The sequence below is a fragment of the Sphingomonas sp. VDB2 genome, from assembly GCF_047946695.1.
Classification (GTDB): domain Bacteria; phylum Pseudomonadota; class Alphaproteobacteria; order Sphingomonadales; family Sphingomonadaceae; genus Sphingobium; species Sphingobium bisphenolicum.
The window spans coordinates 3,092,627-3,108,959 of the sequence record NZ_CP159615.1; the positions used below are offsets into that span (position 1 = coordinate 3,092,627).

The window sequence follows — 16,333 nt, forward strand, 5'->3', positions numbered from 1 at the left end:
GGCGCGCTCTTCTTAGCCGTTGATGGTTTCGAGCTCGCGCCGAATATCGTCGCGCGTGATCGTGCTGTCTTGCGGCAGATTGCCGTAAATGAACGAGACGCGCTGTTTGCGCAGTTGCGATCCTGACGCCGGGTGCTTGGCTGCCGCAGCGAGGCGCTGCAACAGGGCCGGATCGGTATCGATCTTCGTCGGCATAGCTAATCCTCCATGGCGGTGCGATATCTTCGATCGGCGTTTAAACGCTCGATCGATGGTTTGTACATGTTCCAGGTTAACGAACTTTGCAATGGTTGGTGCCTCCGTTCGGCTCATTTATATATTCTTATATACGATCATATAGTGTCATAGACGATCACATGTAGCGCCCTGTTCCCGTCGCGGCATACCGGATTGGCTGGCCCAAGTGGATCGCGGGCGGCCACATGTCACCGACGAGGATGTCCGCCCATTCCTGCGCCAGCTCGCGCCGACGGGGCATATAGGACGCCCGGTTATAGCTTCCCTCTGATCCGGACGTTCCCTGCGGCACATGCGCCAGCATCAGGTCGATAACGGCGCGATCGTCCGGGTTCTTGAGCAGCTTGGCGCGCTCATTCATGATGGTGGAGAAGGCGGCGCGGAAGCCGTGCGGGACGTGGCGCTGATAATAGCCAGCCCGGATCAGCAGTGCGCGCAACGTGTTTTCAGAAATCGGCCGATGCAAATGGCGTTCGCCGGGGAACAGCAGGTCAAGATCGCCAGACAGAGGCCGCAGTTCCAGCAGCAATTCGACAGCCTGCGCCGATAGCGGGACGAGATGGTCGCCCTCCGCTTCGGCTTTGCGGTCCTCATCGCCCTTCATGCGCGCCGCAGGGATACGCCAGAGCGGCTCCTTCGCCGTCCCCCTATCCCAATCGATGCCCAGGAACTCCGACCACGCGGCAAATCGGATTTCGCCCGGCCGCGTGGCGGTCAGGGCCAGCAGCCGCAAAGCGAACTTCGTGATCGCGCGGCAACGTTCGGCCTCCGCGTCGATCAACACTTGCCGGATAGCGGAAATGCGCTGGTCGATTGTGTCGTGGCCATCGACAATCGCCGGTTGTTTCTTCGACCGGGGCTTGGGGGCGAGCGCTTTGCCCAGGCTGCCGGCCGGATCGTGTTCGCACAGGCCTGACGCAATGGCGAAGACGAACACGGCGGAGCATCGCGTCCTGATCCTATGCGCCGTCTCGATCGCGCCGCGCTGCTCGATCGCGACCAGCAGTTGCAGGACATCGGGCGCCTTGATGTCGCCTATCGGCCGGTCGCCGAGCTTCGGGAAGATATTCTCCTCCAGGCTCTTGATGACATCGGCCGCATGGATCTTCGACCACCGCGGCTTCTGCTTCGCGTGCCACTGGCGGGTGACCGTCTCGAAGGTGTTGACCACCGCCTCGACCTGCGCGCGCTTTTCGTTCTTCCGCTCCACGGCCGGATCGAGGCCCCGCGCCAGCACCGCCTTGGCATCATCTCGGAGCCCGCGCGCGGTGACCAGCGTGATGCTGGGGTAAGAGCCGAAGGCCAGCGTCTTCTGAGCAGGCTTGCCCTTGGCGTTTGTCCCAAAGGTGTAATTCATCCGCCAGTGCTTCCCACCGGCGCGAGATACCTGCAGGTAAAGCTGGCCGGAATCGGTCAGCCGATAATCCTTATCGCGGGGCTTGGCGGCCTTAATCTTCGCATCGTTCAGCATCTTGTTCGATACCATGTTGGCCATGGTCCGATACCATGGCTCCTACCATGTCGACCACGCGACGCCAGTAGACGCCTGTGGAGAACAGTGCGGGAACGATTGCCCAAAAACCGCAGAAAATCAAGGGTCCGTAGACGGCTATAGATGTATGGATATGGTATAATGGCGGAGCGGCAGGGATTCGAACCCTGGATACGCTTTTGGCGTATACTCACTTTCCAGGCGAGCGCCTTCGACCACTCGGCCACCGCTCCGCATTGCACTGGAAGTGCGGCTCCCTATCGTGCGATGTGCGGCTAGGCAAGGGGTATGGGCAGGGGATGCTTTACTTTATCCCGACGCCGCTGTTTGATCGGTGCATGAACCGTCTTCTCGCGCTTGCGCTGTCCGCCGTCGTCCTTTCCGCCTGTCTTGCCGTCCCGGCTCTCGCCACCGATCCGCCCGCCACGCCCGCCGCCGTGGTGGCGCAGGCGCCGGCGGGCGCATGGCGGCCGATACCAGCGGACGAACTGCTGGTGATGACCATAGAGGGCGGCAAGCGCGTGGTCATCCAGCTCGCACCCGGCTTTTCGCCGCGCCATGTCGCCAATATCGCGGCGCTGGCGAAGGCGCATTGGTGGGACGGCACCAGCATCAACCGGGTGCAGGACAATTATGTCGCGCAATGGGGCGACGCGACGGAGAAGAAGCCGATGCCGCCCGGCCTGTCCGCCACCAGCCCGGACGATTATGCCCTGCCGCTGGCGACGCGGCGGCTTGCGGTCACGCCCTTGCCCCATGCCGATCCCTATGCCCCCTCGACCGGCTTTGTCGGCGGCTGGCCGGTGGCGATGGACGGGACGTCGGCGTGGCTGCCCCATTGCTACGGCTATGTCGGCGTCGGGCGCAATATATCGCCGGACGCCGGGACGGGCGCCGAACTCTATGCCGTGATCGGCCAGGCGCCGCGTCAGCTCGACCGCAACATCGCAGTCGTCGGGCGTGTGATCGAGGGTATGGCCAACCTGTCAAGCCTGCCGCGCGGATCGGGCGAACTGGGCTTTTACACCCCCACCGAACATCAGGTGCCGATCCTGACGGTCCGTCTCGCCAGCGAACTGCCGGTCGCCGACAGGCCGCATTTCGAGGTGATGGACACGCTGTCGCCCAGCTTCGCCGATTATCTGCGCCTGCGCGCCAACCGGAAGGATGATTTCTACGATCGCCCGGCCGGCGGCGTCGATCTGTGCAATGCGCCGGTGCCGGTCAGGGCCGCGCCTTAAAAACGGAGAACATTCTCATCCCGCTTGCGTTATCATGACGCCAGAGCGGCGCGATCGCAACCCGCGCCCATTTCTGGAGAGGCTCAGATGATCGTCGGCACCGTCAAGGAAATCAAGAATCACGAATATCGCGTCGGCCTGACCCCCGAAAGCGTGCATGAACTGACCGCGCACGGCCATGTCGTGCTGGTGGAGAGTGGTGCGGGCGAGGGCATTGGGGCGACCGACGCGCAATATGAGCGGGCCGGGGCGACGATCATCGCCACCGCGGCGGAGATTTTCGTCCAGGCGGAGATGATTGTGAAGGTCAAGGAGCCGCAGCCGCAGGAGCGCGTCCTGCTGCGGCCGGGCCAGATCCTCTACACCTATCTCCACCTGGCGCCGGACCCGGAACAGACCCGCGACCTGATCGCGTCGGGTGCAACCTGCATCGCCTATGAAACCGTGACCGACGTCCATGGCGGCCTGCCGTTGCTCAAGCCCATGAGCCAGGTCGCCGGTCGCATGGCGATCCAGGCCGGTGCGACCGCGCTGGAAAAGGCGCATGGCGGGCGTGGCGTGCTGCTGGGCGGCGTGCCGGGCGTGCTGCCGGCCAAAGTGGTGGTGATCGGTGGCGGCGTGGTGGGTTTCAACGCGGCGCAGATGGCGGCGGGCCTTGGCGCCGATGTCACCATCCTCGATCGCAGCCCCGAAGTGCTGGAAAAGCTCGGCATGTATTTCGAGGCGCGGGCCAAGACCCGGTTTTCCAACCGCGCCAACCTGGCCGAATGCGTGGCGGAGGCGGACCTCGTGATCGGGGCGGTGCTGATCCCCGGCGCCGCCGCGCCCAAGCTGGTGAGCGCCGCCATGCTGAAGACCATGAAGAAGGGCGCGGTGCTGGTGGACGTCGCGATCGACCAGGGCGGCTGCTTCGAAACCAGCCACGCGACCACCCATGCGGACCCGACCTATATCGTCGATGGCATCGTCCATTATTGCGTCGCGAACATGCCCGGCGCGGTCGCGCGCACCAGCACCTATGCGCTCAATAATGTGACGTTGCCGCATGCGCTGCGCATCGCCGAACTGGGGTGGAAGGACGCGTTGCGGCGCGATCCGCATCTGCGCGCCGGCCTCAATATCTGGGACGGGAAGGTCACGTATCAGGCTGTCGCGCAGGATCTGGGCCTGCCCTACACGCCGGCGGAAGACGCCATCGCCTAACCTGCGCCATCGACCGTCGGCCGGCCGGCGTTGCCTTTTACGCCTAGGTCGCCGTCGCGATTTTGTTTCTCCCATGCGTCAGACTTTGGGACAGTGGCTTGCGGGTTCGCGCACCTCGTTCGTCTAGCGGGACAGGGGGACATGACCACATGCCCCCATGCAGCTTGATTCCGCCGAAGAGAGGCATGGTTTAACGTCATGGTCGATTTCCCCATATTCGCCGCCTTGATCCGCAGAGGCGAACGCAACATCATGCGCGCTGGCCGCACTGGGCAGGAAGGGGCGCTGTAATGCAGGGCGATGTCATGACCTGGCTCATTCCGCTCATCGCGATGCTGGCCGCCGGCCTGCTCGCGGGCTTTGCCGCAGGCATTTTCGGCATTGGCGGCGGCTTCGTCGTGGTGCCGGCCCTGCTGGTCGTGCTGCCGCTGCTCGGCGGCACGCATGACGCCATCGCCCATGTCGCGATCGGCACGTCGGCGGCGACCATCATCGTCACCTCGATCCGTTCGCTCCTGTCGCACGCCAAGCGCGGCGCGGTGGAGTTCGAGGTGCTCAAGACCTGGGCGCCCTGGATCGTCCTGGGCTGCGGCGCGGGCGTGATGCTAGCCAGCCATGTCGACGGCCGCACGCTGAAGATGATCTTCGGCGGCGGCGTGATCCTGATGTCGCTGAACTTCCTGCTGCCCCGGGTGAGCGGCAAGGTCGTCAGCGACACGATGCCGTCGGGCATATTGCGCATGGGCATTGCCGGCGGGCTGGGCACCTTTTCCTCGCTGCTGGGCATCGGCGGCGGCACCATCGCCATCATGGTGATGACGCTGTGCGGCCGCACCATCCACCGGGCGATCGCCACGGCGTCGGGCATCGGCACGCTGATCGCCATCCCGACGACCATCGGCTTCGCGATCATCGGCCTGAAGGAAGGCGGCCTGCCCTGGGGTTCGCTGGGCTATATCAACATCCCCGCCACGCTGGCGATCGCCTCCATGTCGATGCTGACCGCGCCGCTCGGCGTGGCCGCCGCCCACAGCCTGCCCGCCGGCCCGCTCAAGAAGATTTTCGGCGCCTATCTGCTCGTAATCGGCTGCCTCATGCTGCGCGCCGGGCTCAAAATATAGACGCCAAAGCCGGGGCTTTGCGCGAAAGGCCGCCAGTGACAGGCTAACAGCCTTTGTCACTGGCGGCCTTTCGCGTTATCTGCGAGCCGGGGGACATGATGGCGCAGGCAGACGCGATTTCGATATTGCTGGTGGAAGATGACGAGGCCGCGCGCGCCAACATCGCCACGATCCTCAGCGACGCGGGCATGGTGGTGGAACAGGCGATCGACGGCGCCACCGGCCTCAACCGCGCCGGTGGCGGCAGCCACGACGTCATCATCCTCGACCGCATGTTGCCCCATCTGTCGGGCATCGACATCGTCACCCGGCTGCGGGTGGCGGGTGTAGGCGCCCCGGTGCTGATGCTGTCGGCGCTCGGCCGCAGCGAACATCGGGTCGAGGGCCTGGAAAGCGGCGTGGACGATTATCTCGCCAAGCCGTTCGAACCCGACGAACTGGTCGCCCGCGTCCGCGCGCTGTGGCGTCGGGCCAGCCGGCGCAGCCATGAGCCGGTGCTGCTGTTTGGCGACCTGGAATGCCATGTGAAGGCGCGCACGGCCTTTCGCCAGGGCAAGCATCTGCCGCTCTCGCCCAAGGAATTCGAACTGTTCCGTTATCTGATGGAACATGCCGGCGAAGTGGTGACGCGCGAAATGCTGCTGCGGCAGGTATGGAAATTGAGCTTCGATCCCCAGACCAATGTCGTCGACGTGAATGTCGGCCGTCTGCGCCGCAAGCTGGAGGACGGGTTCGATGGCCCGGTACTGGAAACCGTGTGGGGTACCGGTTATCGCCTGATCGCTGCGGCGGGGGCAGGGGCCAGCAGTGCCTAGACCCGGGCTGTTCCGTTCGGTCTTCGGGCGGGTCACCCTGTCGGCGCTGCTGGTCAGCCTGCTCTCCACGCTGGCGCTGTTCCTGGTGGTGCAGAAGATCGTCGAGGATGATGGCCGGGCGATGCTGGCGCGGGAGGTCGATACCGACCTGGCCGGACTCGCCGACATCTATCTCAGCAGCGACGAGGCGGAACTGAAGGCGCGGATCGCCGATCGCCTCGCCATGTATCGTGAGGATGGCGAACGTAGCTGGTATCTGCTGACCGATCCGGCCGGTCGCCGTCTGGCGGGCAATCTCGACCGCTGGCCGGTCATCGCATCCGAAGTGTCGGAGGCGCGCTACGTCAACCTGCCCGACGGCGACCGCATGTTCGCCCGCGCGACCCAGCTCGGTACCGGCGCGCGCCTGCTGGTGGGGCGCAGCAGCTATCGCGGGCAGGCGCTGCTCACCCGGCTTGCCACCGCCTTTGCCGTCGCCGGGGCGGGCATCGCGCTTCTCAGCCTGATCGCCGGCCATTTCGCCGCCCGTCGCCTGCGTGCGCGGGTGGAGGTGGTGAACGCCACCTTCGCAGCGGTTCGCGCGGGCCGGATCGCCGCCCGCGTGCCGGGGCCGGGGGACAATGATGAACTGGCCGAACTGGCCGCCAACACCAACGCCATGCTCGACCAGGTCGAACGGCTGGTCGAGGCGCAACGCACCGTGTCGGACCAGACCGCGCATGAGATTCGCACCCCGCTGATGCATCTCGACACCCGCATCCTCAAGGCGATGGAGGGGACGCAGGACGAGGCGCTGTTGCGCACGCTGGATCAGTCGCGGGCGGAAATCCGAAGCGTGGTGCGCCTGCTCGATTCGCTGCTCGATATTGCCGGCACGCAGGCGATGCGCGGCGACCTGCGCGGTCTGGCCGAAGTCGATCTCAGCGACGTTGCCGAAAGCCTGGCCGATCTCTACGGCGCCAGCGCGGAGGATCTGGGCATCGGCTTCCATGCGCGGATCGCGCCAGGGGTGCGCGTGCGCGCCGACCCGATGCAGATGACCCGGCTCATGTCCAACCTGCTCGACAATGCCTTCAAATATGTGCCGACCGGTGGCTCCATCGTGCTGGAACTGGCGCCCGGTCCGCATATCGTGGTGCAGGATAATGGCCCCGGCATCCCGCCGGCCGACCGCGAGCGGGTGTTCGAACGCTATGTCCGGCTTGACGGCGCGCGGGGCGGGGGGCATGGCCTTGGCCTTTCGCTCGCCAGGGCGATCGCAGAGCGGCACGAATTGTCGCTGCATGTGGAGGACGCCGCGCCCGGTGCGCGGTTCGTGCTCCAGCCGGAGGACCGCGATGATTAGGCTGCTCTTGCCGGTATTGCTGCTTGTCGCCGGACCGGCCGCGCCGGCAGCCGACATGCTGCCTGCCGATCCGGTGTTGCGGACGTTGATGGAAGGTGAGGTCGCGCAGGGCCATGGCGATCATGCCGCGCTGCTCGACACGGCGCAAATCCTCAAGGCGCTCGGCGCGACCCCGGCCGAAGGGCAGGATGATCTCGCGGCGCTATGGACGCAGGAGGCGCAGGATCATGGCGTCACTCAGTCGGCGCTCGGTTTTCGCGGCCGTGCGCTGGGGCCGGCCTATCGGCGCGGATCGCTCGGCGCGGGGGACAGCGTGACCGTGCGGCAGCTTTTCTTCGCCGGACAGCGCGCCCAGATTTCGGTCGCCCCGGCTCACGGCGCGGCCAATCTGTCGATGCGGGTGCAGGGCGCGGATGGTAATACCCTGTGCGCCAAGCCGATCGGCGGCACCCAGGCGGACTGCGCCTGGCTGCCGCTTTTCACCGACCGCTACGACATCGTGATCGAAAATGGCGGGTCGGTTCCTGCCGCTTTCTATCTGGTGGTCCGCTAGGCTTTTAATCGACTGACTTCAGGCCGATAAGCCCTGATTTTCGGGGATTTTCGCGCGTCGGCCCGTCGCCCCAATGCCTCGCTTCGTCCATTCTGCATATCCGTTCAGGCGAAAAGGGCCGGGGTCGGCGCGTTGTGCCATGCATGGTTCAGATCAGAAGAGGAGAAGAACCCATGATGTACGCAAAGCTTATCGCCGCCACCGCCCTGCTGGGCATGGCTCCTGCCGCCGCCATGGCGCAGGAAGGCCCGGTCAGCTATGAAGAGCAGCTGGCCCGGGTCGAAACCCAACTGGTCTATCAGGCGCCGATCGCTGGCGTGCAGAATGATTACTGGTTCAACTATCAGACCGATCTGGCCGAAGCGCGCAAGGAACTGACCAACGATCTGCGCGGTTCGTCCGACGCGGAGGATAATCGCGACGCCTGGGAGGAATATCGCGCCGAGCTGGCCGACGCTCGCGGCGACTATGCCAAGGAAATGGCCGAAAAGGGCTATCCGGTCGGCGAGGTTCGCGTGCTGACCGACAATGGCCGCTAAACGGCACTGTTGACGGGGGAGGCCTGTCCTCCCCGTCAATCGGCATCGGGGTCGCGGAAATTCAGCCGCCGCGTCACCGTATAGTCCAGCACGCCGACCAGCAGATAGCTGATCCACTGTTTCAGGAGGGTCAGCCCGCTGCGACCCGACCGATGCGCCTCCAGGCTGATCGCCCGGCTTCGCGCCGCCTCGCGTCCGATGAACTGGCGCACGTCTTCCGCGAAGACGGCATCTTCCACCCGCAGCATCACTTCCAGATTGATGAACAGGCTGCGCATGTCGAAATTGGCCGATCCCACATAGACCGCATCGTCGATGACGATCAGCTTCATGTGCAGCTTGCACGGCTGATATTCGTAGATATTCACGCCTCGTCGCAAGAGCGGCCCGTAGAGCAATCGCGCCGCCGCGACTGTCGCGCCATTGTCCGATCTGGCCGGCAGGATGATGCGTGCGCCCTTGCGTTGCGCGGCGCGGGCGATGCGTTTGAGCATCCCGCGTCCCGGCGAAAAATAGGCGGCGATCATATCGACCCGCCCCGCCTGCTCCAGGTCATGCTTCACCACTTGCGCCCAGGGGCTCAGGCGCCGGGTCGGTCCGCCGATCAGCCAGCGGAACGGGTCGTCTGGGTGGTGATGGAGCGACGGATGCCATTGTCGGACCATGCGCCGCAAAGTGCGGAAGCGATGCTTTTTCGTCGATCCCCAACGCCATAGCTGGCCATACCAGAGGGTCATCGCCTCGACCTGGCCGCCGACGATCAGCAGGCCGATGTCGCGCCAGCAATCCTCGGCGGGAATCCCGAAATAGCCGTCCTCGACATTGAAGCCGCCGATCATCAGTCTTTTGTCGTCGGCAATCGCCATCTTCTGATGGTTGCGGATCAGGTAGCGGGTGGAACGGCTGGTCCCGAACCGCGCAAAATGACCGCCCGCCTCGATCAGCGGCGCGAAAAAAGCGTCGGGGGTGGCGGACGATCCGAACCCGTCGATCATCAGCGTCACCGCTACCCCGCGTCGTCGCGCCGCGATCAGCGCGTCGCGGACCAGCGTCCCGCTGCCGTCGGCCGCGAAGATATAATAATAGAGCTTCAGGCTGTGTTGCGCCCCGTCGATCAGGGCGATCAGCGTGTCGCGCAGGGCCGGGCCTTCCGCGATCAGGCGCAGATGATTGCCGTGCAGGTCCAGGCGGATATCGTCCGCTTGCGCGCAGGCTGGGGCGGGCTCGACGGTCGCCATATCCCCTTCATGCCCATTTCGCTCGTGTATCGCCATGGCTTTATGGCCTTTTCATTGACTCTTGCAGGGACGGCTGCTAGGCGGCCCGTTCACGACTTTCCTTCCGTTATTTGCAGGAGGCCCTGTTTGGCCCGCGTTACCGTCGAAGATTGCGTCGACAAGGTTACCAACCGTTTTGACCTCGTCCTTCTCGCCGCCCAGCGCGCGCGGGAGATTTCCGGCGGCGCCGAGCTGACGCTCGACCGCGATCGGGACAAGAATCCGGTCGTCGCCCTGCGCGAGATCGCCGAGGAAACCGTCTTGCCTGCCGATCTGCATGATTCGGTCGTCGCGTCGCTGCAGAAGGTGCAGATCGACGATGACGATACGCCGGACGAGATCGGTTCGATCGCCCAGTCGGCGGAGGCTCTGCGCCTGACCGCCGCCGCGCCGCCGCGCAATCAGAATATCGGCGGCGATTACGACGGCTGATCGCTGGAAGAGTTTGGAGAGGGAAAGAGGCTCGGCCTGCGCAAGCGGGACCGGGCCTCGACCTTTTTGAGACAGCAAAAAGGCGCGGGGACGGATTGTCCCACGCGCCTTTTCTGTTTTAGCAGCTGCCGTTGCGGTCGATCGCGCGGCCAGCCAGCGCGCCGGCGCCCGCGCCGATGATCGTACCTGGCGCACGGTCGCCGCGCGTGTCAACGGCCCGGCCCAGCAGCGCGCCGGCTACGCCGCCCAGCAGCAGACCGGTGGTGCCGCCCGACTTGCGGCAGCGGTAGCGGTTGTCGTCGCGATAGCCGCGCCGATCGGCATAGCGGTCGCCACGATGATGATCGCCGCGATAGTCGCGATGATAGCCGCGACGATCATGGTCGCGCGCATAGGATGTCGCGGGCACCACGGCGCTCAGCGACGCGGCGGCAAGGGCGGTGGCCAAAATGGCTTTACGAAAGATCATCTATATTCTCCTCAAACCCTGAAATCTCTGACTGTGATTGGGGTATCGCATGAGGCACTTGTTTCGTTCCTGAACCGGCCTGTTATGCGCGGTTCAGCTAAGACATTGGAACATCTAAAGAGACAGCGCCTGCTGCCCGCCGCCCAATGGCGGCAGCGCCCAGTCGATCGCACCGCGGCCCTTGGCTTCCAGAAAGGCGTTGGCCCTGGAAAAGGGCCGCGATCCCAGAAAACCGTTGTGCGCGGAAAGGGGGGAGGGGTGCGCGGACTTGATGACCAGATGGCGGCTCTGATCGACGAAGCCCGCCTTGCGCTGCGCATAGGCGCCCCACAACAGGAAGACGACCGGCTCTTCCTTCTGTGCGACGATCCGCACCACCGCGTCGGTGAACAGTTCCCAGCCCTTGCCCTGATGCGACGCGGCCCGCCCCATTTCCACCGTCAGCACGCTGTTGAGCAGCAACACGCCCTGCCTGGCCCAATGCTCCAGAAAGCCATGGCTGGCCCGTGGGATGCCCAGATCCGCCTCCATCTCCTTGTAGATATTGACCAGCGACGGTGGCGTGCGCACGCCCGGCTGTACCGAAAAGCACAGGCCATGGGCCTGCCCTTCGCCATGATAGGGGTCTTGCCCCAATATCACGGCTTTCACCTGATCCAGCGGGGTCAGGTCCAGCGCGCGGAAATATTCGCTGCCTTTCGGGAAGATGCGCTTCCCCGCCGCTTTCTCCGCCTGCAGGAAATGTTTCAGTCCCTGCATGTGCGGGGCGGCGAATTGGTCGGCCAGCGGCGCGCGCCAGCTTTCGTGCAGCTTGATGGTGTCGCTCATGCCGTCTGATGGCGCGGGGCGCAAAGTCCTGTCAACCTGCCTGTTTCGGGGGCAAAGCCTCTTGCCTCCCGCGCGCTGATCCGCGACAGGCAAAACATGTCGTTCGCTCGTCCCGTCAGCTTGCTCGCCGCTTTCGGCCTGTTTCTCGCCCCACTGCCCAGCGCGGACGCCTTCGGCCCGCCGCCCAAGCCGCTGGTCCAGCAGACCGCCGAAGCGAAACTGTTGGGTGAATTTGCGCGCTTTGCGGCCCTGTCGGATGGTTCGGTCGGGATCGCGGTGCGCGATCTCCAGACCGGCGAGACGCAGGCGATGAACGGCGACACGCTGTTCCCGATGGCCAGCGCCTATAAAGTGGCGGTGGCGGGGCGCATCTTCGCGCTGGTCGATGCGGGGGAGGCGCGGCTCGACGAACAGCTTGCGCTCGATCCTGCGCTGGCGAGCGAGGGCGGCATCGCCTGGATGTTCTCCCGCCCCGGCGCGACCCTGTCGATCGACCGGCTGCTCGAACTGATGCTCCAGAAGAGCGACAATAATGCGACCGACGTGCTGGTCGCGCGGGCGGGCGGGCCGCAGGCGATCACCGGCTTCGTCAACAAGCTCGGCGTCACCGGGCTGCGCGTCGACAGCGACACCGCCCATCTCCTCTACCGCGCCATGGGCATCCATCCGCTGGCGGGCAGCTTCCGCCAGAATGCGGACGCAGCCCGCCGCGCCGACCCGCAACTGGTCACGCGCGACCTGCGCGACCTGCCCAACATGGCCTTCGCCGCTGAATTACAGGATACGTCCACGCCCACGGCGATGCTCGACCTGATCGCCGCCTATGAATCGGGTCGCGCGCTGTCGGCGGCCAGCACGCAGCGGCTGTTCACGATCATGGCGAATTGCGAAACGGGCAAGAAGCGCATCGTCGGCATGTTGCCGCCCGGTACCGCGGTCGCGCACAAGACGGGCTCGCTCAACGGCATCGGCAACGATGTCGGCGTGGTGCGGCTGCCCGATGGCCGCCGCTTCGCAATCGCGGTTTTCGTGATGAAGGACGGCAAGGGCCATGTCGCGCGCGACCGGATCATCGCGGAGGCGGCGCGGGCCGCTTACGATTATTTCCTCTATGCTCCCGACAGGGCGCACGGTCTGGCGCATAAGACTTAACAGCCACCGGCTGTTTCGTTACGCTCGCGGTCAAAGAGAGGATGCCAGGCATATGGCCGTGACACGCATGAAGCGCTTCCGCGACTTTTGGCCTTATTATCTGCAGGAACATGCGCGTCCGGGCACCCGCGCGCTCCATTATGCCGGCACCAGCCTGGTGGTGGCGCTCGTCGCGGCGGCGCCCTTTGCCGGGCGATGGTGGATGGCCGTGGCCTTGCCCCTGGCAGGCTATGGCTTCGCCTGGGCCGGCCACGGCCTGATAGAACGCAATCGCCCTGCGACCTTCCGCTACCCGCTCTGGTCGCTGCGCGCGGATTTCGTCATGTGGTATCGCTTTCTCACCGGTCGCATGGGTCGCGACCTCGCCCGTGCCGGTGTACGGCCCGACGGCACTGTCGATCCGGCGAGACGCATGCCCGTCTGACCGATCCGCTTGACCCGCCCCGGCGCTCTGCCACAAGGGGCGCGATGACATTGTCCGCGATCTTCTTGCAGCCCGACCGGGCGACCCTGGCTGAACGTTGGCAGGCGCTGGAGGCGCGGTCGGACGGCAGCTTCTTCCTCGGCTGGACCTGGGCAGGGGCATGGCTCGACAGCTATGGCGTCCGGCCTGATCTGCTGGCGGTCACTGACGCAGCGGGGCAGGATGTGGCGCTGGCGCTGGTCGGCCATGCGATGCGGCCGCGCCTGTTGGGGGGCGTGGCGACGCTCAGCCTCAACCAGTCGGGCGATCCCCAGGCCGATCGTCCCTATGTCGAATATAATGGCCTGCTGGTCGAAGCCGGGCGGGAAGTGGAGGCGACCGTCGCCGCGCTCGCCGCATTGGCGCGCCGCCGCGACTGGCGGGCGCTGACGCTGAGCGGGATCGCGCCCGATTCGTCGTTGCTTGGGCTGCCCGCGCGCCGCCGCATCCGGGTCGATGTCTCCCCCGTCTATCAGGTCGATCTCGACGCGGTGCGCGTCGCCGACGGCGATTATCTGTCGTTGCTCAGCGCCAATACGCGCAGCCAGATCCGCCGCGCGATGAAGGATCATGGCGGCCCACTCCCCGACGTTGCTATCGGCGGGCTTGATGACGTCATCCCCTGGCTGGAGGAGATGGCGGCGTTCAACGGCGGCCGCCATGCCGACAACGCCTGGGACGATGCCGGCTTCCGCAGCTTCGTCGGCACGATCTGCGCGCGCGGACTGCCATCGGGCGCGGTGGAACTGCTGCGCTTCGCCGATGCCGGCGGCGTGGTCGGGCTGCTGGTCAATTTCGTCCATCGCGGCGTGGCGATGAACTATCAGTCCGCCTTCGCCGCGGCGCGCACCGCCAAGGACAAGCCCGGCCTGCTCTGCCATGCGGCGGCGGTCGGTCATTATGCTGGGCGCGGCCTGTCCCGCTATTCGCTCCTGGCGGGGAAGGATCGCTACAAGCAGAGCCTCGCCACCTGCGAGGAGTCTCTCGAATGGTGGGTGCTGGAACGGTTCAGCCCGCGCCTCGAAGCCGAAGCGCTGCTACGCCGCTTGCTCAGGCGCCCAGCTTCCGCATGATGCGATAGATCAGGCGGCGGATTCCCTGCGCCTCTGGCCGGGCCGTCACTGTGCCGACCGGCAATCCCCGTTTGCGCAGAAGCGCGTTGAAACTGTGCAGTTCGCCTTCCGCCACGCTGCGTTCCGACCGCCATGTCACCGACAGGCTGACCGATACGGTCGGGCCATTCTCGACGAAATGCGGCGCCTTTACCGGCACATGGATCGCGTCGCCGGGTTCCAGCCGCACGGCCTTGCCATGCGCCTTGAACCCGTCCTGCCACACCAGGTTGCGGTGGCCGCCGCCGTGAAAATCCTCGCTTTTCTGCGCCGGAACCAGATGCTGGTCGCGCGCGGGGAAGACGGTCATCGTCTTGATGCCCATGATCTGGAGCAGGATATTATGCTCCGGGTCCATATGGAATGGCGTGACGCTGCCGGGCGAAGACAGGAAGATGAAGGCTTCGCGATGCAGCATCGGCCCGGTCCTGTCCGCGACGATCGGCGCCAGTTCCGCCAGCGCCGCGTCCAGCAGCGCGGCATAGGCCGGGTCGCGCTCGACATTCTTGAGCACGGCCCAGCTACCATTGGTGTCGATCGTCCGGATCGTCTCGCCCAGGGTCAGGCCATTGGACGGGGTATCCTCCGGGCGCACGCCCAGCGGCAACTTGCCCAGATTATATTCGACCGAGGCGGCGGGCATCCGCTCGGCCAGGGTCGCCAGCGCGTCGAGCGTCAGCAGGCCATGGCCGATCAGCCCATGATGCAGCTTCGTCGACTGGTCGGGATAGGCGGCGGCGAAGAGCGCGCGGGCGTCGTCGGGGAAGATGATGGCGTCGGCGACCGGCGCGATCGGGCTATGGGCGGTCATGCCTGTCCTTTCAGTTTTCTGGCGATCGCCTCCACCCCATTGGCGAGCGCGAAGGCGGCGCTGCGCTGCATCCGGGCCACGCCGGCGCCATGCAGGGCGATACGATATTGCACGATGGTCCGTCGCTCCGCCCACAGGCTGTCGATCATCGGATGATCGGGGGCGGCGCAACTGTCCATCCAGCCGATCGCCGGATCGGCCTGCACCGCGTTCAGGTTGGCGATCTCGATCAGCACGCCCGGCGAAAAGCGGCCCAGCGTCTCGTCGAAGGCGATCTTGAAGGAAAAGGCGCCCTCGCCATGGCGGAAATTGACCAGCATCGCGATCGCCCGGTCGTCCAGGTCGATGCGCAGCATGTGCAGGCGCCCGGCGTCGAACGCGGCGGTGCAGGCGGCGCGGAAGAAGGCGGCGTCGGCAGGCTTGCATTCCAGCGCAGTGCCTTCCTGCCCCTTCCAGCCCGACGCCTCCAGCGCCAGGAAATCGCCGCACCAGCGCGCCAGCTCATCCGGTTCGCTCAACAGGCGCGTCTCGACCGCGCCCATCTCCGCCAGCCGTTTTTGCAGGCGCCGCAATTCCTTGCGCTTCTTCGACCGGACCTGCGTTTCCCAATAGGCGTCGGCCGTGAGGTCCGATCGCAGCATCGCGCGGTCGTAGCGGTGGATTTCCAGCCGGCCGCGCCGCTGCTCCACGCATAATGCCTCCAGCGCCGCGGCGTTGGCCCCGGCGGCGTCCAGTCCTTGGAGGTGCAGGAAGCCGCGCGCCCAAGGGGCCGCGTCCAGTTGCGCCAGGAAGTTGCGCCAGGCCGCGACCTCATGCCCCTGGCGAATGATCGGCGCGCCGAAGAAACAATGATCGTGCATCCAGTTCGCCACGCAGCCGATCGGCAGCCGGCCATGGCGGGGCTTGCGGACGACCGGCAACAGGCCGATCGCCATGTCGCCATCGCGCGCCTCGATCAGGTGGACGTCGCCGTCGCCTGCCAGATGGTCGATTGCGGCGCCCAGCATGTCGGGCGCATAGAAAGCGTTGGCCTCCGATGCGTCCAGCGCCAGCGCCAGCCAGCGGTCGCGCTGTCCGTGCCCCGTCAGACCGGCGGGCGCGGCTGGGGGCGTGGGATGGGATGCCATGTCCATGGCTTTCGCATAGACGATAAAGATTAGAGCGCGGTAAAGATCGGCGAAAGCCTGAGCGTCCCGCGCGGCTTGGAGCCGATGAGGGCTTTACAAGCCGTGGTGGATTGTCT

General features: G+C 65.6%; 18 protein-coding genes and 1 tRNA gene. 11 read left to right on the forward strand and 8 right to left on the reverse strand.

Annotation, left to right across the window (positions count from 1 at the left end):
- Positions 1-12: 12 nt before the first annotated feature.
- From ABT375_RS15465 to ABT375_RS15475, 3 genes are all read right to left on the reverse strand, one after another.
- Positions 13-195: a hypothetical protein gene (locus tag ABT375_RS15465; RefSeq protein ID WP_416463244.1), complete on the reverse strand. Its 183-nt coding sequence runs from the start codon at positions 193-195 to the stop codon at positions 13-15.
- A gap of 157 nt (positions 196-352) precedes the next feature.
- Positions 353-1,732 carry a tyrosine-type recombinase/integrase gene (locus tag ABT375_RS15470; protein WP_416463245.1) on the reverse strand — a complete coding sequence of 460 codons (1,380 nt, stop codon included), beginning with the start codon at positions 1,730-1,732 and terminating at the stop codon, positions 353-355.
- Positions 1,733-1,871: 139 nt separating this feature from the next.
- Positions 1,872-1,962, reverse strand: a tRNA-Ser gene (locus tag ABT375_RS15475).
- Positions 1,963-2,067: 105 nt separating this feature from the next.
- Between ABT375_RS15475 and ABT375_RS15480 the strand changes: the two genes are divergently transcribed.
- The 7 genes from ABT375_RS15480 (at position 2,068) to ABT375_RS15510 (ending at position 8,546) form a co-directional block, all read left to right on the forward strand.
- On the forward strand, positions 2,068-2,970 hold the full coding sequence (locus ABT375_RS15480; RefSeq protein ID WP_416463246.1) for a peptidylprolyl isomerase: 903 nt from the start codon (positions 2,068-2,070) through the stop codon (positions 2,968-2,970).
- Positions 2,971-3,057: 87 nt separating this feature from the next.
- Positions 3,058-4,173: an alanine dehydrogenase gene (ald, locus tag ABT375_RS15485; RefSeq protein ID WP_224548004.1), complete on the forward strand. Its 1,116-nt coding sequence runs from the start codon at positions 3,058-3,060 to the stop codon at positions 4,171-4,173.
- 290 nt (positions 4,174-4,463) lie between these two features.
- Positions 4,464-5,294 (forward strand): sulfite exporter TauE/SafE family protein, encoded by an 831-nt coding sequence (locus ABT375_RS15490; protein WP_224548005.1) that lies wholly within the window; start codon positions 4,464-4,466, stop codon positions 5,292-5,294.
- 98 nt (positions 5,295-5,392) lie between these two features.
- Positions 5,393-6,109, forward strand: a complete 717-nt coding sequence (locus ABT375_RS15495) for a response regulator transcription factor (RefSeq protein WP_224548048.1) — start codon at positions 5,393-5,395, stop codon at positions 6,107-6,109.
- Positions 6,102-7,454: a sensor histidine kinase gene (locus tag ABT375_RS15500; protein WP_224548006.1), complete on the forward strand. Its 1,353-nt coding sequence runs from the start codon at positions 6,102-6,104 to the stop codon at positions 7,452-7,454. The genes ABT375_RS15495 and ABT375_RS15500 overlap by 8 nt, the downstream gene beginning before the upstream one ends.
- On the forward strand, positions 7,447-8,007 hold the full coding sequence (locus ABT375_RS15505; protein WP_416463247.1) for a hypothetical protein: 561 nt from the start codon (positions 7,447-7,449) through the stop codon (positions 8,005-8,007). The genes ABT375_RS15500 and ABT375_RS15505 overlap by 8 nt, the downstream gene beginning before the upstream one ends.
- A gap of 173 nt (positions 8,008-8,180) precedes the next feature.
- Positions 8,181-8,546: a hypothetical protein gene (locus tag ABT375_RS15510; protein ID WP_261935574.1), complete on the forward strand. Its 366-nt coding sequence runs from the start codon at positions 8,181-8,183 to the stop codon at positions 8,544-8,546.
- A gap of 35 nt (positions 8,547-8,581) precedes the next feature.
- On the opposite strand, the gene ABT375_RS15515 is transcribed toward ABT375_RS15510, so the two are convergent.
- The gene (locus ABT375_RS15515; protein ID WP_416463248.1) at positions 8,582-9,784 is read right to left on the reverse strand and encodes a phospholipase D-like domain-containing protein; all 1,203 of its coding nucleotides are present in this window, start codon (positions 9,782-9,784) and stop codon (positions 8,582-8,584) included.
- A gap of 126 nt (positions 9,785-9,910) precedes the next feature.
- Here ABT375_RS15515 and rpoZ point away from each other — a divergent pair, with 126 nt between their 5' ends.
- A complete protein-coding gene (gene rpoZ / locus ABT375_RS15520) occupies positions 9,911-10,255 on the forward strand; it encodes a DNA-directed RNA polymerase subunit omega (protein ID WP_007708529.1) in 345 nt (114 codons plus the stop codon).
- A gap of 118 nt (positions 10,256-10,373) precedes the next feature.
- Here the strand turns inward: rpoZ and ABT375_RS15525 are convergent, their stop codons facing one another.
- Together ABT375_RS15525 and ung are read right to left on the reverse strand one after the other, a co-directional pair.
- On the reverse strand, positions 10,374-10,724 hold the full coding sequence (locus ABT375_RS15525; protein WP_224548012.1) for a glycine zipper 2TM domain-containing protein: 351 nt from the start codon (positions 10,722-10,724) through the stop codon (positions 10,374-10,376).
- Positions 10,725-10,838: 114 nt separating this feature from the next.
- Positions 10,839-11,552 (reverse strand): uracil-DNA glycosylase, encoded by a 714-nt coding sequence (ung, locus tag ABT375_RS15530; RefSeq protein ID WP_261935572.1) that lies wholly within the window; start codon positions 11,550-11,552, stop codon positions 10,839-10,841.
- Positions 11,553-11,648: 96 nt separating this feature from the next.
- Between ung and bla the strand changes: the two genes are divergently transcribed.
- The 3 genes from bla to ABT375_RS15545 are packed head-to-tail and all read left to right on the forward strand — an operon-like array spanning position 11,649 to position 14,240.
- Positions 11,649-12,704, forward strand: coding sequence for a class A beta-lactamase (gene bla / locus ABT375_RS15535; RefSeq protein WP_224548014.1), 1,056 nt, complete (start codon positions 11,649-11,651; stop codon positions 12,702-12,704).
- 52 nt (positions 12,705-12,756) lie between these two features.
- Positions 12,757-13,128: an Mpo1-like protein gene (locus tag ABT375_RS15540; RefSeq protein WP_416463249.1), complete on the forward strand. Its 372-nt coding sequence runs from the start codon at positions 12,757-12,759 to the stop codon at positions 13,126-13,128.
- A 44-nt stretch (positions 13,129-13,172) separates the two neighbouring features.
- Positions 13,173-14,240, forward strand: a complete 1,068-nt coding sequence (locus ABT375_RS15545; RefSeq protein ID WP_416463250.1) for a GNAT family N-acetyltransferase — start codon at positions 13,173-13,175, stop codon at positions 14,238-14,240.
- Here the strand turns inward: ABT375_RS15545 and ABT375_RS15550 are convergent.
- The gene (locus ABT375_RS15550) at positions 14,218-15,090 is read right to left on the reverse strand and encodes a cupin-like domain-containing protein (protein ID WP_416463251.1); all 873 of its coding nucleotides are present in this window, start codon (positions 15,088-15,090) and stop codon (positions 14,218-14,220) included. The two genes, ABT375_RS15545 and ABT375_RS15550, sit on opposite strands and share 23 nt — an antisense overlap.
- Positions 15,087-16,223, reverse strand: a complete 1,137-nt coding sequence (locus ABT375_RS15555; RefSeq protein ID WP_224548018.1) for a GNAT family N-acetyltransferase — start codon at positions 16,221-16,223, stop codon at positions 15,087-15,089. The genes ABT375_RS15550 and ABT375_RS15555 overlap by 4 nt, the downstream gene beginning before the upstream one ends.
- Positions 16,224-16,333 lie beyond the last annotated feature (110 nt).